The organism is Enterococcus sp. AZ015 (genome assembly GCF_050499225.1).
Lineage (GTDB): Bacteria > Bacillota > Bacilli > Lactobacillales > Enterococcaceae > Enterococcus_D > Enterococcus_D entomosocium.
Genome location: NZ_JBMHEX010000001.1, coordinates 2,050,480 through 2,075,052, shown reverse-complemented (window position 1 = coordinate 2,075,052; position 24,573 = coordinate 2,050,480). Strand labels below are relative to the sequence as shown.

At 42.6% G+C, this 24,573-nt stretch carries 25 protein-coding genes; all 25 read left to right on the top strand.

Features of this window, described 5'->3' with window-relative positions; translation table 11 throughout:
- The first annotated feature begins 51 nt into the window (after positions 1-51).
- The 25 genes from IGK85_RS09715 (at position 52) to liaX (ending at position 24,562) form a co-directional block, all read left to right on the top strand.
- Complete coding sequence (locus tag IGK85_RS09715; RefSeq protein WP_051013021.1) at positions 52-2,826, top strand: sigma-54-dependent transcriptional regulator; 2,775 nt, start codon at positions 52-54, stop codon at positions 2,824-2,826.
- Positions 2,827-3,055: 229 nt separating this feature from the next.
- Complete coding sequence (locus IGK85_RS09710) at positions 3,056-3,550, top strand: PTS system mannose/fructose/N-acetylgalactosamine-transporter subunit IIB (protein WP_026008065.1); 495 nt, start codon at positions 3,056-3,058, stop codon at positions 3,548-3,550.
- Positions 3,551-3,618: 68 nt separating this feature from the next.
- Positions 3,619-4,611 carry a mannose/fructose/sorbose PTS transporter subunit IIA gene (locus IGK85_RS09705; protein WP_008378493.1) on the top strand — a complete coding sequence of 331 codons (993 nt, stop codon included), beginning with the start codon at positions 3,619-3,621 and terminating at the stop codon, positions 4,609-4,611.
- Positions 4,612-4,641: 30 nt separating this feature from the next.
- Positions 4,642-5,445, top strand: a complete 804-nt coding sequence (locus tag IGK85_RS09700; protein WP_008378492.1) for a PTS mannose/fructose/sorbose transporter subunit IIC — start codon at positions 4,642-4,644, stop codon at positions 5,443-5,445.
- A 20-nt stretch (positions 5,446-5,465) separates the two neighbouring features.
- Positions 5,466-6,377 carry a PTS system mannose/fructose/sorbose family transporter subunit IID gene (locus IGK85_RS09695; protein WP_008378490.1) on the top strand — a complete coding sequence of 304 codons (912 nt, stop codon included), beginning with the start codon at positions 5,466-5,468 and terminating at the stop codon, positions 6,375-6,377.
- A gap of 116 nt (positions 6,378-6,493) precedes the next feature.
- On the top strand, positions 6,494-6,859 hold the full coding sequence (locus IGK85_RS09690; RefSeq protein ID WP_005235348.1) for a DUF956 family protein: 366 nt from the start codon (positions 6,494-6,496) through the stop codon (positions 6,857-6,859).
- Positions 6,860-6,933: 74 nt separating this feature from the next.
- Entirely contained in the window at positions 6,934-7,173 is a 240-nt protein-coding gene (locus IGK85_RS09685; protein WP_005225767.1) for a GlsB/YeaQ/YmgE family stress response membrane protein, read from the top strand.
- 214 nt (positions 7,174-7,387) lie between these two features.
- On the top strand, positions 7,388-8,452 hold the full coding sequence (locus IGK85_RS09680; protein ID WP_008378489.1) for a M24 family metallopeptidase: 1,065 nt from the start codon (positions 7,388-7,390) through the stop codon (positions 8,450-8,452).
- Between the two features lie 209 nt (positions 8,453-8,661).
- Complete coding sequence (locus IGK85_RS09675; protein ID WP_005225770.1) at positions 8,662-9,087, top strand: Asp23/Gls24 family envelope stress response protein; 426 nt, start codon at positions 8,662-8,664, stop codon at positions 9,085-9,087.
- On the top strand, positions 9,080-9,544 hold the full coding sequence (gene nusB, locus IGK85_RS09670) for a transcription antitermination factor NusB (RefSeq protein ID WP_005235350.1): 465 nt from the start codon (positions 9,080-9,082) through the stop codon (positions 9,542-9,544). The genes IGK85_RS09675 and nusB overlap by 8 nt, the downstream gene beginning before the upstream one ends.
- A 293-nt stretch (positions 9,545-9,837) precedes the next feature.
- Positions 9,838-10,689, top strand: a complete 852-nt coding sequence (locus IGK85_RS09665) for a bifunctional methylenetetrahydrofolate dehydrogenase/methenyltetrahydrofolate cyclohydrolase (protein WP_005235351.1) — start codon at positions 9,838-9,840, stop codon at positions 10,687-10,689.
- A complete protein-coding gene (gene xseA, locus IGK85_RS09660; RefSeq protein ID WP_008378484.1) occupies positions 10,690-12,042 on the top strand; it encodes an exodeoxyribonuclease VII large subunit in 1,353 nt (450 codons plus the stop codon). It begins immediately after the preceding gene.
- Positions 12,023-12,244, top strand: coding sequence for an exodeoxyribonuclease VII small subunit (locus IGK85_RS09655; protein WP_005235356.1), 222 nt, complete (start codon positions 12,023-12,025; stop codon positions 12,242-12,244). The genes xseA and IGK85_RS09655 overlap by 20 nt, the downstream gene beginning before the upstream one ends.
- On the top strand, positions 12,241-13,137 hold the full coding sequence (locus IGK85_RS09650; RefSeq protein WP_005235358.1) for a polyprenyl synthetase family protein: 897 nt from the start codon (positions 12,241-12,243) through the stop codon (positions 13,135-13,137). Before IGK85_RS09655 ends, IGK85_RS09650 begins: the two co-directional genes overlap by 4 nt.
- Positions 13,134-13,955 (top strand): TlyA family RNA methyltransferase, encoded by an 822-nt coding sequence (locus tag IGK85_RS09645; protein WP_008378483.1) that lies wholly within the window; start codon positions 13,134-13,136, stop codon positions 13,953-13,955. The genes IGK85_RS09650 and IGK85_RS09645 overlap by 4 nt, the downstream gene beginning before the upstream one ends.
- Positions 13,956-14,052: 97 nt before the next feature.
- On the top strand, positions 14,053-14,502 hold the full coding sequence (argR, locus tag IGK85_RS09640; RefSeq protein WP_005235362.1) for an arginine repressor: 450 nt from the start codon (positions 14,053-14,055) through the stop codon (positions 14,500-14,502).
- 15 nt (positions 14,503-14,517) lie between these two features.
- Positions 14,518-16,191, top strand: a complete 1,674-nt coding sequence (gene recN, locus IGK85_RS09635; RefSeq protein WP_008378481.1) for a DNA repair protein RecN — start codon at positions 14,518-14,520, stop codon at positions 16,189-16,191.
- Positions 16,192-16,287: 96 nt separating this feature from the next.
- Positions 16,288-17,019, top strand: coding sequence for an alpha/beta hydrolase (locus tag IGK85_RS09630; RefSeq protein ID WP_008378480.1), 732 nt, complete (start codon positions 16,288-16,290; stop codon positions 17,017-17,019).
- A gap of 399 nt (positions 17,020-17,418) precedes the next feature.
- Positions 17,419-18,273, top strand: coding sequence for a phosphate ABC transporter substrate-binding protein PstS (locus IGK85_RS09625; RefSeq protein WP_008378479.1), 855 nt, complete (start codon positions 17,419-17,421; stop codon positions 18,271-18,273).
- 97 nt (positions 18,274-18,370) lie between these two features.
- On the top strand, positions 18,371-19,291 hold the full coding sequence (pstC, locus tag IGK85_RS09620) for a phosphate ABC transporter permease subunit PstC (RefSeq protein WP_005235375.1): 921 nt from the start codon (positions 18,371-18,373) through the stop codon (positions 19,289-19,291).
- Positions 19,291-20,175: a phosphate ABC transporter permease PstA gene (pstA, locus tag IGK85_RS09615; RefSeq protein WP_008378478.1), complete on the top strand. Its 885-nt coding sequence runs from the start codon at positions 19,291-19,293 to the stop codon at positions 20,173-20,175. Before pstC ends, pstA begins: the two co-directional genes overlap by 1 nt.
- 13 nt (positions 20,176-20,188) lie before the next feature.
- On the top strand, positions 20,189-20,995 hold the full coding sequence (gene pstB / locus IGK85_RS09610; RefSeq protein WP_005225783.1) for a phosphate ABC transporter ATP-binding protein PstB: 807 nt from the start codon (positions 20,189-20,191) through the stop codon (positions 20,993-20,995).
- A 31-nt stretch (positions 20,996-21,026) separates the two neighbouring features.
- Positions 21,027-21,785, top strand: a complete 759-nt coding sequence (pstB, locus tag IGK85_RS09605; protein WP_005235379.1) for a phosphate ABC transporter ATP-binding protein PstB — start codon at positions 21,027-21,029, stop codon at positions 21,783-21,785.
- Positions 21,786-21,796: 11 nt separating this feature from the next.
- Complete coding sequence (phoU, locus tag IGK85_RS09600) at positions 21,797-22,474, top strand: phosphate signaling complex protein PhoU (protein WP_008378477.1); 678 nt, start codon at positions 21,797-21,799, stop codon at positions 22,472-22,474.
- A gap of 525 nt (positions 22,475-22,999) precedes the next feature.
- A complete protein-coding gene (gene liaX / locus IGK85_RS09595; protein WP_008378476.1) occupies positions 23,000-24,562 on the top strand; it encodes a daptomycin-sensing surface protein LiaX in 1,563 nt (520 codons plus the stop codon).
- Positions 24,563-24,573 lie beyond the last annotated feature (11 nt).

The following is a 24,573-nucleotide window of genomic DNA, read 5'->3' as shown; positions in this document are numbered from 1 at the left end:
CTGTTGGGCAAGCGAATCGAACGGATTTATCAATATATCGTCGAAAATACGATGAGCGGCTTAGGGGAAAAGAAGGGGTTGTCTACTTCAGAAGTTGCCGATCATTTAGCCATTCAGCGCAGTAATGCCAGTAAGGATTTAAATAAGCTTGTTAAAGAAGGGCGCGTCGAAAAAAGCGACTCGCGGCCTGTTCGTTATTGGGCGGCAGGGGTCGATCCCAGCAGTAAGGAAAAGTATGTCCCAAGCTACAAAGAAAGTCGCCCGCAAAGAGAAAAAGCTTTCCCTCAACGAGTACAAGGAAAACCCTCTGACCGAGATATTTTTGCGACGATCATCGGTGCCAACGGAAGTATGAAAAACGCTGTTGAGCAGGCGAAAGCAGCGATCTTGTATCCGCCGAAAGGGCTAAACTGCTTGATCACAGGGCCTACTGGTTCTGGGAAAACGTACTTTGCCCATGCGATGTTCCAGTTTGCCAAAAGCAATCAAGTAATTGCCGATGACAAAGAATTGATCGTCTTTAACTGTGCGGACTATGCAAATAACCCAGAGCTTTTGATGAGCCATTTGTTTGGTTATGTACGGGGGGCATTTACGGGTGCCGATCAAGAGAAGATTGGTATTATTGATCAAGCGGATGAGAGTATGTTGTTTCTCGATGAGATCCATCGATTACCGCCAGAAGGGCAAGAAATGATTTTTTACTTTATGGATCATGGAACCTTTAGCCGTCTAGGAGAGACGGGCAAAAATCATCAAGCGAATGTCCGAATCGTTGGTGCTACTACCGAAGACCCCAACTCAACGCTATTAGATACCTTTACCCGACGCATTCCCATCAATATTCAACTGCCCTTTTTTGAGAAACGACCCGCATCAGAAAAAGTCGATCTCGTTCGGGTATTAGTCGGGCAAGAGGCGACCCGTATTCAGCGGACGATCTCCTTGACAGAAGATGTGGTCAAAGCGTTGATCGGCAGTGTCAGTTTTGGGAATATCGGTCAATTGAAATCCAATGTCCAGCTAGTCTGTGCACGGGGCTTTTTGAATCATATGCAACAAGATGAGATTGAAATCGATTTGATCGATTTGCCAGAAGGGATTCGTTCAGGATTGATCGTTTTGGGGAATCGCCGCAATGAGCTGGCAGAGCTTTCTAAGATCCTTGAACCGAAGATCAGCATTCAACCGAATCAAAACTTAAACAATATTCAATCAGATTCCTATGAATTGCCTTATAATCTTTACGATATTATCGGCGACAAGGCTGCTCTGCTAAAAGCAGATGGGTTAGATCAAGAAGCGATCAATCATTTTATCTCAACAGATATCAATGTTCACCTAAAGTCTTTTTATAAAGATCACGGGTTTTCCTTTAACTCGGTCAATAAATTAAGTGAATTCGTCGATCAGAAAGTGATCAGTGTAACAAATCAAATCTATGAGCTGGTTCGACAACGCTTAAATTATGATTTTCAGCAAAATTTCATCTATGCCATGAGCTTACACATCAGCTCGTTTTTGAAAAAAATCCATTTGGGAGAAGAACGACAAACCAATGACAATATTCGTCAGATGGTAGCTGATTATCCTCAAGAGTTTGAAGTCGCCAAAGAAGTCCGCGATTTTATTGGTGATAGTTTCCAAGTGGCGATTCCTGAGAGCGAATCTTATTATTTAGCGGTTCTTCTGGTTTCTCTTAGAACCTCTCATTCCTCTGGGAAAATCGGCGTCGTCGTTGCAGCCCACGGCAACAGCACAGCCAGTAGCATGGTACAAGTGGTCAAACAATTGCTGGAAGTCGATCAAGTGACAGCGGTGGACATGCCGTTAGATATGCCCCCGGCTGTGGCGTTGAAAAAAATCGTGGATAGTGTACGGGCAGTCAATGATGGCAGTGGGGTGATCCTCTTAGTCGATATGGGGTCCTTAGCGACCTTTAATAATGAAATCCAACGAGAAACGGGTGTGGCTGTTCGAACAGTCGATATGGTGACCACCTCCATCGTCCTAGAGACGGTCCGTAAAGCGTCAGTGATCGGCACGGACCTCGATCAGCTCTATGATTCATTACGGAAGTTCCGCGGGTATGGAGCGGTCACTGTGGAAGAACCAGTGACACAAAACCACCATCCTAAAGCGATTCTAGCGGTCTGCGCTTCGGGAAAGGGAACGGCGCAGCGCATCAAAGAATTGATCCAAAGCTCATTGTCAAAACGTCAAAACCAAAATGTCGAAGTGGTGACGTTATCGGTGGCGGATCTGAGGACGGACTTGGATCAGATTCAACAGCGCTACCGTCTGATTGCCGCAACAGGGATCATCGATCCCCATATCGACGCACCGTTTATTTCATTAGAACGTTTTATTGATCAAGATGTTGATCTACTGTTGGATGATATCCTATTAGAGAATGATTTGAGTTTTGAAGATGAAGTACAGCTAGATGATCGGCAGGCGAAAGAAATCTGTGTCCGGTATTTAGAGGAAAACTTTACCTATATCAATGCGAAAAAAGTAGTAGAGCCGTTGTGGAAATTTGGCGAAGAGATCATTCACGATTTGGATTTGGTAGGGGCGCAGCAAGGCTTTCAGATCAATTTTGTGATGCATGGCGCAGGTATGCTGGAGCGGATCTTACTGCGGCAGCCATTGACTGTTTCTGAAATTGATTTAGCAGCGATGGAGGAGAATCCGCTTTATGGCCAATTGCATGTGCATGTCCAATCGTTTTCACGCTTGATGAATATCGAAGTGCCTAAGACTGAAGAGTACTATCTGCTAGAGCTGATCAAAAACCATCACGAAAAAGAAATGTATTTTTAATTCTTACAAATAATACAGATACACTAAAAAAGATACAGTATTTTTTAGTGTATCTTTTTTAGTGTATTATCTGAATGCTGATTCTTAAGGTTTTTTCAAGAATAGTGTATCGGAAAAACTTGGCACGCTTCTTGCTTCTATATAAGTGGATACAGGAGGTGATTGAAAAAAGAACAGATCCTCAATATGAAAAGCGGATCGATGGATGTAGGAGGCTTGCACAATGGGAATGGATATACGTCTTGCCCGAATCGACGATCGGTTGATTCATGGTCAGGTCGCCACAGCTTGGTCGAAAATGACTGGTATCAATCGAATCATCGTGGTCAGTGATGAAGTCGCAAATGACCAATTACGAAAGTTTCTCTTGAAAGAAGCTGCTCCACCAGGGATCAAATCCAATGTGGTGACAGTAGCGAAAATGCTTGAGGTGGCGCATAACACATTATTTAATACGCAAAAAGTCATGTTATTATTTACCAACCCTCAAGATGTCGTGACTCTGGTTAAAGGAGGCATTGACATTCGTTCCGTCAATATCGGCGGTATGAGTTTTTCAATGGGAAAACGAATGATCACTAATTTCGTGTCAGTCAATGATCAAGATCTTGCTTCATTGCTTTACTTGCAAAACCAAGGCATTGAAGTGGAGATACGCAAAGTTCCAGCTGATCGTAAAATCTTTTTGAAGGATATTTTGGAAAAAGAAGGTAGTCACCCTTAGTTTTTCGATGTTGTTTTTTCTTTCGTATTCGTGTCACATTTTTCAATTTTGATATAGGAGGTAAAAAGATGGTAGGAATTATCCTAGCAAGTCATGGAGAATTTGCTAACGGCATTTTGCAATCTGGTTCAATGATCTTCGGCGAACAAGAAAATGTTAAAGCTGTTACATTGATGCCAAGTGAAGGTCCAGATGACATCAAGGCAAAAATGCAAGAAGCAATTGCTACATTTGACGATCAAGAAGAAGTATTATTCTTAGTTGATCTTTGGGGTGGTACTCCTTTCAACCAAGCGAACAGCTTGTTTGAAGATCACAAAGACAAATGGGCAATCGTTGCTGGTATGAATTTACCAATGGTGATCGAAGCCTATGCTTCACGTTTTTCAATGAATACAGCGCATGAAATTGCTGCGCATATCGTTGAAACAGCTAAAGAAGGGGTCAAGGTCAAACCAGAAGAACTTGAACCAGAAGAAGCTTCAGCACCAAAAGCAGTGCAAGACGATCAACCTAAAGGATCACTTCCTCCGGGAACTGTTCTAGGCGATGGCAAAATCAAAATCGTACTTGCTCGTGTCGATTCACGTTTGTTGCATGGTCAAGTTGCTACAGCTTGGACAAAATCAGTGAATCCATCTCGGATCATCGTTGTTTCTGACGCGGTGGCAAAAGATGACTTGCGTAAAAAACTGATCGAACAAGCAGCTCCTCCAGGAGTAAAAGCGAACGTCATTCCAGTGGACAAAATGATTGAAGTTTCTAAAGACCCTCGTTTCGGGAATACGAAAGCTTTACTATTATTTGAAAACCCACAAGATGTATTACGTGCTGTTGAAGGTGGCGTTGATATTACTGAAGTGAACGTTGGTTCAATGGCTCACTCTGTTGGGAAAGTTGTTGTAAGTAAAGTATTGTCGATGGGTACAGATGATGTGAATACATTTGAAGATTTGAAAGAACGCGGCATCAAATTCGATGTGCGTAAAGTACCAAATGACTCTCGAGACAACATGGATGAAATCTTACGCAAAGCCAAAAATGAATTGGCAAATAAATAGAAACGTATTCAACTAAATAGGAGGTCTATCATGACTATTATATCTATGGTATTAGTAGTACTCGTTGCCTTTTTAGCTGGTATGGAAGGGATCTTGGATGAATTCCAATTCCATCAACCGCTAATCGCGTGTACTTTGATCGGTTTAGTGACCGGTAATTTGGAAGCATGTATCATTTTGGGCGGATCATTACAAATGATCGCACTTGGATGGGCAAATATCGGTGCCGCTGTTGCACCTGATGCTGCATTGGCGTCTGTCGCATCTGCAATTATTTTAGTTTTAGGTGGACAAGGAACTGCTGGTGTTGATACAGCGATTGCCGTTGCGATCCCTCTAGCTGTTGCTGGGTTGTTCTTGACAATGATCGTTCGTACATTGGCTGTGCCAATCGTTCACTTTATGGATGCTGCTGCTGAAGAAGGCAACATTCGTAAAATCGAAATGTGGCACGTGATCGCTGTATGTATGCAAGGGGTTCGTATTGCGATTCCTGCAGCTGCATTGTTGGCTATCCCTGCTGCAACTGTTCAAAACTTCTTAGAATCAATGCCTGCATGGTTAACTGATGGTATGGCTATCGGTGGTGGTATGGTTGTTGCCGTTGGTTACGCAATGGTTATCAACATGATGGCAACTCGCGAAGTATGGCCATTCTTTATTATCGGTTTCGTAATCGCAGCTATCTCTCAATTGACATTGATCGCTATCGGTGCCTTGGCAGTAGCAATCGCATTGATCTACTTGAACCTAACTAAAATGGGCGGATCATCAAATGGAGGCGGCGGCAGCAACACTGGCGACCCTCTAGGCGATATCTTGAATGACTATTAGAATCGAAGGAGGAGAAAAAAATGGCAGAAAAAATTCAATTAAATAAAAAAGATCGTTTAGCCGTAGCATGGCGCTCTACCTTCATTCAAGGTTCATGGAACTATGAACGTATGCAAAATGGTGGTTGGGCATTCTCAATGATTCCAGCAATCAAAAAATTATACAAAACAAAAGAAGACCGTGCCGCTGCTTTGAAGCGTCACTTAGAATTCTTTAATACTCACCCATATATCGCATCACCAATCTTAGGTGTAACTTTAGCGTTAGAAGAAGAACGTGCCAATGGCGCGCCTGTCGATGACGTAGCGATCCAAGGGGTAAAAGTTGGGATGATGGGTCCTTTAGCCGGTGTCGGTGACCCTGTGTTCTGGTTTACTGTACGTCCGATGTTAGGTGCATTAGGTGCTTCTCTTGCTTTAGGCGGAAACATCTTAGGCCCAATCATCTTCTTCGTTGCTTGGAACATCATCCGTTGGGCATTTATGTGGTACACACAAGAATTCGGCTACCGTGCTGGTTCTAAAATCACAGATGACCTTTCAGGTGGTTTGCTACAAGATGTAACAAAAGGTGCTTCTATTTTAGGGATGTTCGTATTAGGGTCACTTGTTCAACGTTGGGTATCGATTTCCTTTGCACCAGTTGTCTCAAGCGTACCGCTTGATGAAGGTGCTTATGTCGACTGGGCGAACTTGCCTTCTGGTTCAACTGGTTTGCAACAAGCCTTCCAACAAGTAGCTGAAGGCCGTGCATTGACTGATACAAAAGTAACAACATTGCAAAACAACTTGGATCAATTGATTCCTGGTTTAGCTGCACTATTGCTTACTTTGTTATGTATGTGGTTATTGAAGAAAAAAGTTTCTCCAATCGTCATTATTATCGGTCTATTCTTAGTCGGTATCGGTGGACACTTGATCGGATTGTTATAATCTTTTCAATGATAGGTGCTTGGGGAGACCCAAGCATCTTTTTATTTATTCGCCAAACATGCCGCAAACACGTATAATAGGTAACGATAAGACGATATAGAATGGAGTAAGCGCAAATGGTACAATCCCTTAATACAAAAGTTGATTTGACGATCGATGCTACGTCTTTTTTAGGTATCAATGAATACGGCAAAATAATGATCGGCGATAATGCCTTTGAGTTTTATAATGATCGTGACAAACGCAAGTTTATTCAAATTCCTTGGGAAGATGTCGACTATGTGATCGCTTCGGTCTTGTTCAAAGGACGCTGGATCCCACGGTATGCGATTCGGACCAAAAAGAATGGGACATATACCTTCTCATCAAAAGAACCAAAAAAAGTTCTGCGGGCAATTCGCGAATACGTTGACCCAGATCATATGGTCCATTCTCTTGGCTTTTTCGATATCTTGAAACGGGCAATTACCCGTAGAAAATAACAAGAGAGCATATGTTTTTCCAATTGATTCTCAATATGTTACCCTTTTTATAAGAAAGTTTAGGAGGGGTTATTATGCACTTTTTATGGACATTGATCGTGGGAGCGGTCATCGGTTCAATCGGTGGCGCCATCGCAGGAGAAAAACGCGGTTGCATTTTTGATATCGTGGCAGGACTTGTGGGCGCATCAATCGGACAAGGCTTATTCGGCACTTGGGGACCGCAAGTGGCAGGAATGGCAATCGTGCCAGCAATCATTGGGGCAGTCATTTTCGTGGCTGTCGTATCATTCTTTTTGGGACGTAAAAGATAATTATCAAAGAAGCAATCCGTTGATTGGGTTGCTTTTTTTGTGGATTAAAGTTATCTAGAAAAGAACAACGAGAGAGCCAACTAGAGTCTTTTTAAAACACCATTCTTTAGGTTCGTATTGTTTGATTTTTTAGAAAACTTTTCGCTTACTTTCCGCTTTTTCTGGAAGTTTGTTATAATACTATCGTATAGAACAAGAAAGTAGGGAACGATACATGTTAAGAGTTGAAAAATTACGTGAAGCAATGAGAAAAGATTCGATTGATGGGTTCTTGATCACCAGCCCATACAATTTGCGTTACTTGACAAACTTTACTGGTACAACTGGTTTAGCAGTCATTACGTTGGACAAAGCTTTTTTTGTAACAGATTTCCGATATACAGAGCAAGCAGCTGCCCAAGCCCAAGGATTTGAGATCGTAAAAAATAGTGGACCGATTTTTGAAGAAGTTGCAACTATCTGCCAAAAGGAAGAAATCAATGTCTTAGCATTTGAAGAAAGTTTCGTCAGCTTTGCTGAATACTCCGTCTTAGAAGACTTGATTGAGGAATCCTCATTAGCTCCTGTATCTGGTATGATCGAGGCATTGCGGGAAGTCAAAGATGAGGAAGAAATCGCATTGATCCAACAAGCCTGCCATATCGCCGATCAAGGGTTCGAACATATTTTGAAAATGATCCGCCCAGGGATGACCGAAATCGAAGTGGCGAATCAGTTAGATTTCTTTATGCGTTCATTAGGTGCCACAAGCGTATCTTTTGAAACGATCGTGGCCAGTGGTCTTCGTTCAGCAATGCCCCATGGGGTTGCCAGTGAAAAAGTGATTGAACAAGGCGATCTGATCACGTTAGACTTTGGCTGTTACTATCAAGGCTATGTGTCTGATATGACCAGAACTTTTGCTGTGGGGGATCCTGGCGATAAATTGAAAGAAATCTATCAAATCGTGCTAGAAGCACAAGAAAAAGTCTTGTCAGCAGCAAAACCTGGAATGACCGGAATTGAACTAGATGCGATCGCCCGGGATCACATAGCTTCCTTTGGCTACGGGGATGCTTTTGGTCATTCAACAGGCCATGGGATTGGTTTAGAAATCCACGAAGGACCAAATGTCTCCTTCCGTGCTGATAAAGCATTTGTTGTCGGAAACGTCATTACAGATGAACCAGGCATCTATCTTCCAGGAATTGGCGGCGTTCGTATCGAGGATGATCTTTTGATCACTGAAACTGGTAATAAAGTGTTGACACATTCACCGAAAGAATTGATCATTCTCTGATTCATCGACCTTGTTTTTCAGAAAATTCATTGAGAATAGTGGGTTATTATAGATTCTCAGTGCAGAAAATGATAAACTTAGAGCGAGAAGAAACACTGTGCCATGGATGTTATTGATTGAATCAAGCGCTGGCTTGCTTCAAACGGAAAAAACGAGCGATTTTTTTACAAACAATACGGTACAGCTGTTTAGAATGGAGGCAAAAACGTATGAATGAAGATAAAAACCTTGTATTAAATGCAAGTCCTGAATTAGGCGAGATCGTCATCGCGCCAGAAGTGATCGAGATCATTATTGGGATCGCTGCTTCTAAAGTGGAAGGTGTCTATGGGATGCGAGGAACACTGGCAAACAGTGTCACTGAATTACTAGGCCGCGCAGCTCATGGCAAAGGAGTCTACTTAACGATCGATGAAACAGGGATCAAAGTGGATATCTACTGCTATATCACTTATGGGATGTCAGTGCCTAAAGTGGCAATGGAGATCCAAGAACGGGTCAAACAGCAAGTCTTATTTATGACAGATGTGCAACTGGCTGAAGTAAATGTTCATGTTGTGGCAGTCGTGCCAGAAAAAGTAGATTTACCAGACATCGAAGAATTATTTGGAAACGACGAGGAAGAAAATGAGTAAAGAATTATCACGGCATGAAATACGGAAAATGGCGTTACAAGCTTTATTTCCACTAGACTTTAACAAAGATTTAACGAAACAAGATGCCATCATGCATGCCATCGAGTTGGAACACCATGAATTGATTGATGAAGAACAAGAGCATTTTGTCCCTGTTTATTTAGATCAATTAGTGGCAGGTGTCTGTCATTATAAAGAAGCCTTGGATGAAGTCATTCAAAGTCATCTAAAAGCCGGTTGGAAAATCCAGCGTTTATCAAAAATGGACGTGACGATTTTACGAATCGCTTTGTATGAAATGATCTATGTGGATAATGTGCCGAATCGTGTGGCTTTGAATGAAGCGATCGAATTAGCGAAAACCTTTAGTGACGATCAGTCAAGAAAGTTTGTCAACGGTATTTTATCGACAGTCAATCAAGAGCTAGAAACAAAAAACAACCAAGTAAGTGAGTAATTTTCAGCCTTAACACTATCGAACAAAAGAAAACAGCCTTTATTCGATCGAGGCAGAAACCGAACGATTTATGAGCAACCGCCTTGTTTTGACGGTCCTGCTTGATCGTTCGGTTTTTTTGCATACACTTTGTCGGTTTGACCTCGTTTTTTCCGAAAAAAGGGAGCCTTAGACGGTGTTTTTCTTTTCAGAAAATGCTATGATAGAAAACATGAAGAAGCAGATCGACAAACGATTGGTGCGTTTCTTTTTACAAAATAAGTCAGTATAATCAGGTTGGAGGAGTTGTCAGAATGGGTACATTGATCAATGGAAAAGAATTGGCTGAAAAAATGCAAGCGGCGTTTCTTTCAGAGACAGCAACACTAAAAGAGCAGGGTGTGACACCGGGATTAGTTGTTTTACTTGTTGGAGAAGACAAAGCAAGCCAGACTTATGTGAAAAATAAAGAACTAGCTGCGGCGAAAATCGGCATCAATTCCCGTGTTGCCCGCTATCCTGAATCCATTACTGAGGCAGAATTATTAGCAGAAATCGAACAGTTCAATAACGATGATGCCTTTCACGGCATTTTAGTTCAACTTCCTTTGCCAAAACATATCAATGAAGAAAAAGTGCTGTTAGCCATCAAACCGGAAAAAGATGTCGACGGTTTTCATCCAATCAATTTAGGAAAATTATTTGCCGGTGTACCTGACCGAATTCCTTGTACCCCTTATGGCATCATGAAAATGTTTGCTGCGTATGGGATCGAATTGGAAGGGAAAAATGCTTTAGTTATCGGCCGCAGCAACATTGTCGGAAAACCGATGGCGCACTTGCTCTTAGGGGCAAATGCCACCGTGACTATTGCTCATTCAAAAACCAAAAATCTGCCTGAGTTAGCGAAGCAAGCGGACATTTTAGTCGTGGCGATCGGCCGCGGTCATTTTGTCACAAAAGACTTCGTAAAAGAAGGGGCCGTGGTGATCGATGTAGGAATGAATCGGGATGCCAATGGCAAGTTGATCGGCGATGTGAAATTTGATGAAGTCGAACCGATCGCTAGCTATATCACCCCGGTACCTAGAGGTGTAGGACCAATGACAATCACGATGTTGATGGCCCAAACGATCGAGGCAGCAAAGGAGACAATGAAAAACTAAATGGCGCAAGAATATTTAACGGTGACCGCATTAACAAAATATATCAAGCGTAAGTTTGACGTCGATCCGTATTTAGAGCGGGTTTATTTGACGGGGGAGATCTCTAATTTTCGTCGTCGCCCCAATCACCAATACTTTAGTTTAAAGGATGATGGTGCAAAAATTTCGACCGTCATGTTCAAGGGTGCTTTTGACAAGCTGCGCTTTCAACCAGAAGAGGGCATGAAAGTCATGGCGGTTGGACGTATCACCTTGTATGAGGCAAGCGGAAATTACCAGATGGTGATCGATCACATGGAACCAGATGGTGTCGGTGCCCTTTATCAAGCCTATGAACAATTAAAGCAGAAATTGGCAGCGGAAGGATTATTTTCTGCACCGAAGCAGTCTTTGCCGAAATACCCGAAACGCATCGCAGTCTTGACCAGTCCTAGTGGGGCGGTGATCAGAGATATCATCACGACGACCCAGCGGCGTTATCCCATTGCTCAGATCGTTTTGTATCCAACCGTGGTACAAGGCAACAAAGCCGCGGATGATGTGGTGAAAAATATCCAACGAGTCGAAGCCGATGGTACCTTTGATACTATGATTATCGGACGTGGGGGTGGGTCGATTGAGGACCTCTGGCCTTTCAATGAAGAACGAGTGGCAAGAGCCATTTTTGACGCAAAAACCCCAGTTATTTCTTCAGTGGGGCATGAAACTGATACGACAATTGCCGATTTAGTGGCGGATGTGCGGGCGGCAACTCCGACCGCAGCTGCCGAATTAGCAGTGCCCGTCCTATCAGAAGAGATTTTGCGGATCGAAGAAAGACAAGCCCGATTAGAGCAAGCTTTTATGCACCAGATCCAGTACAAACAAGAACGCTATCAGCGAGTGATTGGATCATATGTTTTTCGACAACCAGAGCGCTTGTATGAGGCACAGTCCATCAAACTCGATCAGTTGCAGCAGCGGATGCAGCAAGGTCTGCAAACCTTGCTTTATGACAAGGATCGCCAGGCACAGCAATTGATTTCACGGTTAGCACAACAACAACCAAAAGCGCGATTGCAAGCTAGTAACCAAGAGGTCAGTTATCTTTCCCAACGCTTAATGAAAGCCATGAAAGATATTTATGCAGCAAAAGAAAATCAATTTGCAAATGCAGTCCAATCTCTTGATTTGCTAAGCCCACTGAAAATCATGGGTCGGGGCTACAGCTATACCACGAAAAATGAGCAGGTAATCAAATCGATTGATACGATCGAGCCAGAAGACCAGCTGACGATCCATTACCAAGATGGCCAAGCACTTGTCGAAGTTATTAGTACAGAAGGAGTTAATCATGGCAAATCCAACATTTGAAGAATCATTACAAGAATTAGAACAAATTGTAACCCGTTTGGAACAAGGGGATGTTCCCTTAGAAGAGGCACTAGATGCTTTTCAAAAAGGGATGGTTTTGAGTAAGCAATGCAAGGACACTTTGAGTAAAGCGGAAAAGTCCTTAACAAAAATGATGACAGAATCTAACGAAGAAGTGCCTTTTGAAGAGGAAAACCAATGAGTGCTTTAACAGAATTCACAAAAGAACACGCCCCATTGATTGAAGAAGTCATGGAGCGCTTTGTCAAAGAACACACCTCTGATCAACGATTGTTTAAAAGCATGCAGTATTCGATCCAAGCTGGCGGCAAACGTATTCGCCCGCTTTTATTGGCAGCAACAGTCGCCGCTTTTCACAAACCCGTCAATACCGCGGTGTACCAGTGTGCGGCAGCCCTAGAAATGGTGCATACGTATTCGCTGATCCATGATGATCTGCCAGCAATGGACAACGATGATCTGCGTCGAGGCAAACCTACCAACCATAAGGTTTTTGGTGAAGCTTTAGCGATTTTAGCTGGAGATGGTCTTTTGACGGCTGCATTTCAATTAGTCGCTATGGCGGAGATCGAAGCCAATCAAAAAGTCTTGCTGCTGCAGCAATTGAGTAAAGCGGCGGGAACACAAGGCATGGTCGCCGGCCAAGCAGCTGATATTCAAGGAGAAAACCAAGCCCTTAGTCTTGAGGAACTGATGTCCATTCATGAACGGAAAACTGGAGAATTGATCCGCTTTGCGGTGATTGCTGGAGGTGTCTTAGCCGACCAGACGGAAGAAGTTCTGCATGAATTGGATCGCTTTGCCCAGCATATTGGGTTAGCCTTTCAAATTCGCGACGATCTGCTGGATGCCACTAGTACGACCGAAGAGCTAGGCAAAGTTGTCCGTCGAGATGACGAATTGGCGAAAAGTACCTATCCTGCTTTACTTGGCTTAGCAGGCGCGCAGCAAGCCTTGACAGAAGAATTAGGCAAGGCCAAAGAAATTCTGGCGCAATTAAGTCAATACGGTCAATTTACGCCGGATGTTTTATTGGCATTTGTGGAACGATTTGAGATTCGAGGGAACGCATGAAGAAAGAACGAGTAGATGTTTTAGCTGTCCAGCAAGGCCTGTTTGAGACCCGAGAGCAAGCCAAACGGGGAGTGATGGCTGGATTAGTGTACAAAGAAAAAAATAATGAGCGCCTAGATAAGCCGGGAGAAAAAATTGCCGCAGATACGCTGCTGCAGATCAAAGGCAAAAAGCTGCCTTATGTTTCTCGTGGTGGTCTCAAGTTAGAAAAAGCACTCAAAGTCTTTGATTTTGACGTAACCGATAAAATCATGTTAGACATCGGCGCATCCACCGGTGGTTTTACTGATGCGGCATTGCAAAATGGTGCCAAAAAAAGCTATGCATTGGATGTCGGTTACAATCAGTTAGCCTGGAAGCTGCGGCAAGATGAGCGAGTGATCGTAATGGAGCGGGTCAACTTCCGTTATGCAAAACCAACTGATTTTTTAGACGGTCTTCCAGATGCCGCTACGATCGATGTTTCTTTTATTTCACTTAAACTGATTTTACCCCCGCTATATGATATTTTGGTAGCGGATGGCGAAGTGATGGCGCTGATTAAACCGCAATTTGAAGCGGGCAAAGAAGCAGTCGGGAAAAATGGGATCGTTCGTGATCCCAAAACCCATGAACGAGTTTTGGAGGAAGTACTAGCATTTGCTAAGAAAACAAACTTCGATGTCTTAAACCTAAGTTTTTCACCAATCACTGGTGGCGAAGGGAATATCGAGTTTATCGTACATTTAAAGAAAAGCCTGCAAGAAGGTACCGCAGTAGGGATCGATATCCCGAAAGTTGTTGCATCAGCACATGAGACCTTTCATCAACCAAAATAAAGAATGGAAGAGAGTGGACATTTTACTTGTCGGCTCTCTTTCTTTCTTGCGCAAAATAGGATAAAATTAGTAGGAATTCATTCAGGAGGAACAAGAGATGAGAAAAAAAGAACGGCATCGCTTGATTACACGATTGTTAAGTGAACAAGATATTCAGAAACAAGAAGATTTTGTCGAGTTGTTAAAAGATCGCGGCGTCTCAGTCACACAAGCAACCATATCAAGAGATATCAAGGAATTGAAGTTAGTGAAAGTTCCTTCCCAAAAAGGTGGCTATCGCTACAGTATCCCGCAAGAGACAACGGAAGACGTGAGTGGTAAACTAGATAAAATCCTAAAAACGGCTTTTGTTTCTGTCGATCGAATGGACAAATTTGTGATCCTGCGCACACTGCCCGGCAATGCCTCGGCTTTGGCGAATTTAATCGATAAACGTTATGCCAAGGAATTATTTGGCACGTTAAACGATGATGACAACGTCTTGATGATCACTAGAACAGAAGCAGATACCGAGAACCTATTCAGGGATTTCCAACGTTACGTTTAGAAGAGGAGGCAAGGGATGCTTTTAGAATTGTCGATCCAAAATTTTGCGATTATTTCCAACTTGCACTTATCTTTCCATGAGGGAATGACGGCACTGACAGGTGAGACAGGTGCCGGGAAATCAATTATTATCGATGCGATGGGTTTGCTAGCAGGCGGTAGAGGTTCCAGCGACTATTTGCGTCAAGGAGCAGAGAAATGCCGTTTAGAAGGGATCTTCGAATGGCCGAATCAGCAGGAGTTCAAAGACTTGACCGCAGATTTAGGTATTGATGAAGAAGAAGTTTTGATCGTACAACGAGATATCTCTCAATCGGGGAAAAATATTTGTCGTGTCAATGGTCGAACCGTTACCTTGTCGGTTTTGCGTCAAATCGGTTTATTCTTGGTCGATATCCAAGGACAAAATGAGCATCAAGAGCTGCTGCAGCCAGAAAAACATTTGACCTTGATGGATGGGTTTGGGGATGATAGCTTTAAAGCGGAGCTTGCGGATTACCGTCAAGCCTATCAAAGCTATCGCTCTTTAGAAAAACACGTCAGGACCATTCAAGAAAATGAACAGCTATATGTCCAGCGAATGGACATGTTGCGTTTTCAACAAGAAGAAATCGCCCAAGCAGAATTGATGGGAAATGAAGAAGAACTGCTGATCGATGAACGAGAAAAACTGACCAATTATCAAAAAATCGTGGATGCTCTAGGGCAAAGCTATGGTGCCTTATCTGCCGAAGAAGTCAATAGCCTAGATGGGGTCAGTGTAGCTTTATCCGAGATCCAGTCAATCGCCCATCTTGATCCGGCTTACGAAAAAATCAGTGAAGCGATCCAAAGTGCGTATTACTTGTTGCAAGATGCAGCCACTGATATTTCGCGGCAAGTCGACAATCTTGAATTAGATGAAGGCCGACTGGAAGAAGTCATTTCGCGGCTGGAAACGATTCGTCAATTGAAGCGCAAATACGGGGAGTCGATTCCTGTGATTCTTGCTTACTATGATGAGATCAGTAAAGAAATCAGCGAGTCTGCCTATACAGAAGGTCAGTTGGAGCAATTAGAAGAAGAGCTTGCCCAAAAAGCTGAAGCAGTTTGGCAGCTGGCGGAAGCCTTGCACGTCAAACGACGTGAACTGGCTCATCGTTTAGAAAAAGAAATCGTTCAAGAGTTAAAAGAGCTGTACATGGAGCACGCACAATTTGAAGTACGGTTTGCACCTGGCTCAAAACAATTGAGTAGCAGCGGATTTGACACCGTAGAATTTTATTTGACCACAAATCCTGGTGAAGGCATGAAGCCGTTGGTGCGGGTTGCTTCTGGGGGAGAACTTTCACGGATCTTACTGGCCCTCAAATCAATTTTCTCTCGGAAACAAGGAATCACCAGTATTGTTTTTGACGAAGTTGATACTGGGGTCAGTGGCCGAGTAGCCCAAGCAATTGCTGAAAAAATCGCCAAGATCGCAGCCAATTCGCAAGTTTTGTGTATCACTCACTTGCCGCAAGTAGCTGCTGTAGCGGATAATCAATATTTTATTGAAAAAGCAATTCAAGAAGGACGGACAGAAACCCACGTCCGTAAACTATCTAAAGAAGAACGGGTGGCAGAGATCGCCCGTATGCTCTCAGGTGCAGAAATCACCGATTTAACGATCGAACATGCACGAGAACTATTGGCACTTGCACACCGATAAAAATTGGGAAACATTCGTAGAAAGATTCAGGAGATGATGGACCAGCAAGTTTCGTCTGCCATCCTTTCCTGATCTTCTTTTTTGCAGGAGGATATGATGAGAAAAAGAACAAAAGTTTTGATTGGTGTATTGGTCACCGTTGTTATTTTAACTATTGCCGGTTGGATCGGTTGGCAACAACTACACTACCCAGCAGTTGATGCTGCAGTCACAGCTGCGAAAGAGGCAGAAGATGAGGGGAATGTCCTTTATTTTGCTGGAGATGAAGAAAAGCCATTGGTCATTTTCTATCCCGGCGCCCTTGTCGATGCGGAAAGCTATAGTGTATGGGCAGCAGGTTTAGCGGAAAAAGGCTATCCTGTCGCGATCGTTAAAATGCCCTTTAACATGGCTGTTTTATCAGGCAATCGTGCAGAAGAGGTCTTGAAAGAAATTCCCCATAACTCCTATGTCATTGGTGGTCATTCATTAGGTGGGGTAATGGCGAGCCGTTTTGCAGCGAATCAATTGGCTGCAAACGACAAGGATTTAAAAGGGGTCTTTTTCTTCGCAAGCTATCCCGATGAAAAAGGGTCTTTGGCTGATCAGTCGATTTCTGTGCTATCGTTGACAGGGAGTCAAGATCAGGTGGTCAATCAAGAAAATTGGCAAGCTGCCCGCAGCTTCCTTCCAGAATCTACCACGTTCCAAACGATCGAAGGCGGCAATCATGCTGGCTTTGGTACCTATGGGTTACAAAAAGGAGAAGCCGCTGCTGATTTATCAAATGAAGCACAGCAAAAAGCCATCGTTGAGCAGATGGCTGCGTGGCTAAGTGAATTAGAGTAAAAAAAGACGGCAGAAGATGCATAGAAATGCTTCTTTCTGCCGTTTCGATTCAACAGACATTTTGGGGAAATGTTGATGAAATCGTGAAAACGCTGAACATAACAACATATTGTACTTGATTGGGGAAGCAAGATTAATAATTATGTTCTTTTAAAATACGTTTCCTCTCACAGTATAGCATAGCATACCTTCTGGATGCACGTAATTTAATTAAGAAATTCTGTCATTTTTTTTACGAAACAGTTATTTTGAGAAAGAAAAAAAGCGTTTTAAATAAACGAACGGACGCTGTTCCAGAAAAAAAAGCAAATAATAATTTTCATTAAATTCAACTAATGGTAAAATGAAAATAATTGATTTTTAAGATCAATGACTTACGAAAGTACAAGGAGCGTTATGATGAAAAAATTTAAACTTCTAAGTCCTATTATCGGATTGGTTATTTTACTCTCAGGATGTGCAAGCTGGGCAGATAGAGGAGAATCGATCACCGCAGTCGGTTCCTCTGCTTTGCAGCCGCTAGTAGAAACAGTTGCAGAAGAATTTCAAAACTCAAATCCAGGTCGGTTCATCAATGTCCAAGGAGGCGGAAGCGGAACTGGACTAAGTCAAGTCCAAGCCGGTGCAGTCGATATCGGAAATTCTGATTTGTTTGCGGAAGAAAAGCCAGGAATCGATGCTGATGCCCTTGTTGATCATCGGGTGGCAACGGTGGGAATCACACCAATCGTTAACAAAGGAGTTGGTATCACAGACATTTCCACAGAAGATCTAAAAAATATCTTCTTAGGAAAGATCACCAATTGGAGCGAAGTCGGTGGAAATGATCTGCCAATCGTTTTATTGAACCGGGCGACAGGTAGTGGTACGAGAAGCACATTTGAAAAATGGATCATGGATGGCGAAACCGCTATTCCTTCTCAAGAGCAAGATTCTAGTGGGATGGTACGCTCGATCGTTTCTGATACACCAGGGGCTATTAGCTACGTTGCATTTTCTTATGTGACTGATGAAGTCAATGTCCTTTCAATTGATGGCGTTGAACCTACGATTGAAAATGTGACGACGAATGATTGGAAAGTTTGGGCGTATGAGCATATGTATACAAAAGGAGAACCAACCGGATTAACTGCTGAGTTTTTAGAATATATGCTTTCTGACGAAGTCCAAGAGCATATCGTTGGGGATCTAGGCTATATTCCAATTTCCATCATGCAGGTGGAAAGAGACTGGGAAGGCAACATTGTTGAATAATCTTTACACAAAATTTACACAAGCTTTAACAGAAATTGATGTTGAACCGATAAACTAATGGTTATGAGTTTAGTTTGATTTTTGAGGAGGAACCCTCGTGGAAAATGTAAAAGAAGTGTTAACAAAAAAATCTAAGCGCGCAAGAATGGAACAAAGAGGAAAACTAATCAGTTTTCTTTGTATCGCGTTGATTGTTTTGGTTGTGATCTCCATTTTTTATTTCGTTGCTAGCCGAGGATTAGCGACATTCTTTGTAGACAAAGTCAATGTGTTTGACTTTTTGTTTGGTACCCAATGGAATCCGAGTGCTGTGGGACCTGATGGACAACCGTTAGTTGGTGCCTTGCCGATGATTCTAGGATCGTTCTTCGTAACGTTCTTATCAGCGATCGTGGCAACACCTTTTGCCATCGGTGCAGCCGTCTTTATGGTAGAAATCTCACCTCGTAATGGAGAGAAGATCTTGCAGCCGGTCATCGAACTTTTAGTCGGTATCCCTTCAGTTGTTTATGGTTTCATCGGTTTGTCTGTCGTTGTACCAGCAGTCCGCTCCGTTTTTGGCGGTACTGGTTTTGGGATCTTGGCAGGGACGTTTGTCCTGTTTATCATGATCTTACCGACAGTGACTACGATGACTGTCGACGCTTTGCGGGCAGTTCCACGGCATTATCGTGAAGCTTCGTTAGCTTTAGGTGCGACTCGCTGGCAAACGATTTACAAAGTTGTTTTACGAGCAGCTGTTCCTGGTATTTTAACAGCGGTTGTTTTTGGAATGGCGCGGGCGTTTGGTGAAGCATTGGCGATTCAAATGGTTATTGGTAATGCGGCATTGATGCCAACTAGCTTAGTGACACCAGCTTCAACATTGACTTCTATCCTAACGATGGGTATCGGAAATACGATCATGGGGACAGTCCAAAATAATGTTTTATGGTCATTAGCCTTGATCTTGTTATTGATGTCCTTACTATTTAACATTGTTATTCGCTTTATTGGGAAGAAAGGAGCCTTGAAATAATGAATGCAAAACGTTCAGATAAAATTGCTACCGGCGTCTTGTATGCCGTTGCTGGAATCATTGTTTTGATTTTGGCTTCCTTATTACTGTACATTTTGGTTCGGGGGGTTCCTCACATTAGTTGGGAATTTCTGACCTCTTCTTCAAAAGCGTATCAAGAAGGCGGCGGGATCGGCATCCAATTGTTCAATTCCCTTTATTTGCTTTTAGTAACAATGATCATTAGCTTCCCGATTTCTTTAGGAGCGGGGATCTACTTATCAGAGTATGCAAAGAAAAACTGGTTGACGGATATCATTCGGACATCGATCGAGATCTTGAGCTCACTGCCTTCAGTGGTTGTCGGTCTCTTTGGTTTCTTAGTCTTTGTTATTCAGTTTGGTTATGGCTTTTCAATTATTTCTGGTGCCTTGGCATTGACCTTCTTCAATTTGCCACTATTGACGAGAAATGTAGAAGAATCACTTCAAGCAATTCATTACACGCAACGTGAAGCAGGCTTGTCTCTTGGTTTGTCACGTTGGGAAACGGTCACACGCATCATTGTTCCAGAAGCAACACCAGGGATTTTGACTGGGGTCATTCTAAGTTCTGGTCGGATTTTTGGTGAAGCAGCAGCGCTGATCTATACTGCAGGACAAAGTGCACCGGCCCTTGATTTTACAAACTGGAATCCATTGAGTGTTTCCAGCCCGATCGGTCTTTTCCGACAAGCGGAGACGCTGGCAGTCCATATTTGGAAAATCAATACAGAGGGCACGATGCCTGATGGCGCACAAGTTTCAGCTGGAGCTTCGGCAGTATTGATCATTGCCGTCTTGCTATTTAACTTTGGCGCCCGTGCAGCTGGCAAACGGTTGTACAAGAAAATGACGTCAGCATAAGGAGAATGACAGTATGAACGATTACAATTGGGATGATCGAAATATCATTACCTTCGATAAACCAGAAGATGTGGCGCTTTATACCACTGACTTGCATGTATGGTATGGATCAAATGAAGCCATCAAAGGCATTGATCTACAATTTGAAAAGAATAAAATCACCGCATTGATCGGTCCCTCTGGTTGCGGAAAATCAACGTATCTGCGTTCCTTGAATCGAATGAATGACGGAATCGCAAATACGAGAGTCACAGGAAACATCATGTACAAAGGGGTCGACGTGAACACAAAAGAAGTCGATGTCTTCGAAATGCGTAAGCGGATCGGCATGGTTTTCCAACGACCAAACCCTTTCAGTAAATCGATCTATGACAACATCGCCTTTGCTTTGCGACGTCATGGAGAAAGAAACAAAAAGAAATTGGATGAAGCAGTCGAAACCAGCTTGAAACAAGCCGCACTTTGGGATCAAGTAAAGGACAGCTTAGACAAAAGTGCTTTGGCATTGTCCGGTGGACAGCAGCAACGTCTGTGTATCGCTCGAGCAATTGCGATGAAACCAGATATTTTGCTTCTAGATGAACCAGCTAGTGCCCTTGACCCCATCTCAACCGGGACAGTGGAAGAAACTCTTATCAACTTGAAAAACGACTATTCAATCATCATCGTGACCCACAACATGCAGCAAGCTGCTCGGATCAGCGATTATACCGCCTTTTTCTACTTAGGAAATGCGATCGAGTACGATGAGACCCGTAAGATATTTACTCGTCCAAAAATTAAAGCAACAGAAGATTACGTATCCGGTCATTTTGGCTGAGCCGATTCGATCAGTAAACGGAGGCAAAACAATGGCAGAAGAAATTATTACATCGAAAGATCTGCATTTATACTACGGAAAAAAAGAAGCATTAAAAGGAATCGACCTTTCCATCAAAAAAGGCGAGATCACTGCGATGATCGGTCCTTCAGGTTGTGGGAAATCGACCTACTTGCGTTCTCTTAATCGAATGAATGATTTGATCCCTGGTGTGACAATTACAGGAAGTGTTGTCTATAAAGGGAAAGACATTTATAGTCCGAAGCAAGACATCGTTGATTTGCGTAAAGAAATCGGGATGGTTTTTCAGCAACCGAATCCATTTCCCTTTTCAATTTACGAAAATGTGATTTATGGGTTAAAATTAAAAGGAGTCACGGACAAGGCGATTCTTGATAAGACGGTAGAGGAAAGCTTGAAAGCAGCGTCTGTCTGGGAAGATGTCAAAGATAAGCTTCACCAAAGTGCGCTATCTTTATCCGGTGGACAACAGCAGCGGGTATGCATCGCTCGGGTATTGGCTGTCGATCCAGAAATCATTTTGCTGGATGAACCAACCAGTGCGTTAGACCCAATTTCATCTGGGAAAATCGAGAATACCCTTTTGGCACTGAAAGAACGCTATACCATGATCATCGTGACTCACAACATGTCACAAGCTTCAAGAATCTCAGATAAAACCGCGTTCTTTTTGGACGGCAACTTGATCGAGTTTAATGACACGAAAAAAGTGTTCCTAAGTCCAAGCAAAAAAGAAACAGAAGATTATATCTCAGGAAGATTTGGTTAGGAGGAAAAGGGATGTTGCGTACACAGTTTGAAGAAGAATTATTAAATCTACACAATCAATTTTATGAGATGGGGATGCTAGTCAGCAGCGCGATCCACAAATCCGTACGAGCATATGTCAGACATGATAAAGCAATTGCTCAAGAAGTGATTGAAAATGATTTGGCGATCAACAATATGGAAGTTCGTTTGGAGAAAAAGAGCTTTGAAATGATTGCTTTGCAACAACCAGTAACCACCGATCTACGAATGATCATTACTGTAATGAAAGCCAGCTCTGACTTGGAACGAATGGGAGACCATGCAGTATCGATCGCGAAGTCAACGATTCGGGTCAAAGGTGAAACACGGATCGCTGAAATCGAAAAAGAAATTTCTGATATGTCGGATTATGTGAAGAAAATGGTCGATAATGTTTTAGTTGCCTATGTAAAAACTGACCAAGAAGATGCCCGTATGATCGCCCAAATGGATGATCGGGTCAATGAGTATTACAAAGACATCTATTACAAAACGATCGAGAGTATGAAAGAAAATCCGGAAACCGTTGTTAGTGGAACCGATTATTTATCTGTTGCACAGTACTTAGAACGTATCGGTGACTACGTAACGAATATTTGTGAATGGATCGTGTATCTTGCTACTGGAAAAATCAGTGAATTGAATACAAACCGTACGGAAATGATTTAAGAAACCAGCTTAGGTTCTTGATCACTTATCTCTTTTAAAAGAGATGGGACAGACCGCCGAAAGAAGTTGACCTTTAAGGAGTAACTTCTCTCGGCGGTCTTTTTGATTTGGAAGAATCACTGAAATAGATGACGTGAACAAGATAGACAAATTATAAAATGGCTTCCCTAAAGATGGACAATGGAAATCGATTCTATCGTAACCGAATTTTTCAAGTTGAACCTTCTGCTCTTTTCATCCCCGACCCGCAGTGAAATGAACAATAGATCATTTACTCTAGCAGGCCTATTCCTCAAGGCTGCTATTAGCTGAAACTTTTGTTTCCAATGGTTTTTCGTGGTACTGTTAAGATAAGGAAGATCGTTTTGTGCCTAAAGTAACGAAGAAAAGTGCCGGTTCTGCTTGCCAATCTGCAGATTGAGAAAAACTTGGTACTTAAGACCTATGACACTTTTGCAAAAACAAGGCATAATAGGTTCGTAAGCTAAACTTGCAATCACACATTTGCTGAAGGAGGCAATTTCCATGAACGAAAGAGAACGTATATTGGATCTAGTAAAAAAAGGTGTGCTTTCTACAGAAGAAGCCTTAGATTTACTAGAAGGTATGGCAAAAGCCAAAGACGAAAAACAAATTAACAAAGCTGCTGCTGAGGTAACCGCGGATAAGAATGCGACAAGCCCATTTGATGATACTGAAAATGACGATGAGATGTTCACGTTTGACGGCGAAGAAAAACTTCGTCAAAACGAAGCGCAAGACAAAGAAAATCTTGAAAAGATTCTTGATGGCTTAGCAACGGAAGCCAACCAAGCATCTGCTGAGTTGGACGAAATCAATGCTGAAATTCTTGGCGTCAAAGAAGAATTAAAAGAAGCGCAAGAAACTCTGATGCAATTGAATACCAAAGAAGAATTGGATCAATTGTCAGAAGAGGAATTGGCAACACGTCATGAAACAGAAGCGACCATTACTAGCTTAGAAGAAACGTTAGATGGCTTAACCGAAGAAAAAGCAGAATTGGAAGCAAAACTAAAAAATATTCGCAAAGACCAATGGTCTCAAACGAAAGAGAAAATCTCTCAAAAATTAGATATTCCAGAAGATTGGAAAGAGCAAGCGACCGATACTATCAATCAAGTAAGTGAAAAAATGGTCGATGCCAGCACCCACTTCGGACACTTCTTGAAGAAAACGGTTCGAGCAGTAACGGATTCTGTTAACGACAACATGGAATGGAAAGATATCAACTTGAAAGTTCCCGGTGTTGCAGCGACGAAATTTGAACACACATTCAGCTATGACGAAACGGCAGCGACATTGATCGATGTGAAGTTAGCCAACGGCAATGTTTCCTTCCAATTATGGGATGAACCAGGTGTCAAAGTAGATGCCAAAATCAAACTATATGGTAAAATGGATGCGGCGGAGCCTTTCGATGCTTTTGAAGCAAGAAGCCAAATCAATGTCGATGATGAACGCATCTCCTTCCAAATTCCAAACAAACGCATTCGTGCCGATCTGGTTTTCTATTTACCAAAACGTACCTATGATCATGTGGCAGTAAAACTATTGAACGGAAATGTTACATTCATTGAATTGGATGCAAAAGATGTTTATACAAAATCAACAAATGGCAATATCGATTTCCGCAAAGTAAACGCATCGATGTTAGAGATTGAAGGCGTGAATGGAACGATCACTGTTCAAGAGGGTGAGATTTTAGATGCCATCATCGAAACAGTGAATGGCGACGTGACGTTGACAGCCACACCACAAAACACCGGTATTTCTTTAGTAAACGGCAATATCCGTGTGACCTACAAAGAAGAAACGGTCCAAAAATTAAACGCCAGCTCTGTAAATGGCAATGTTAAAGTAGCATTACCTGCAGGGATCGGTTTTGAAGGGATCGCCAAAACAAGTTTAGGTAGCATTAACAATCGCTTAAGTGAGATGGAAGTTGTACGGGAGAAAAAAGAACGCCTAAACCAACTATTGCAATTCCGTCGGGTTGCCGATAAAGTCGCACAAATCGATCTATCCACAACAACAGGAAATGTCTTTATCAAAGATACAGATAAATAAGAATAGTTGAG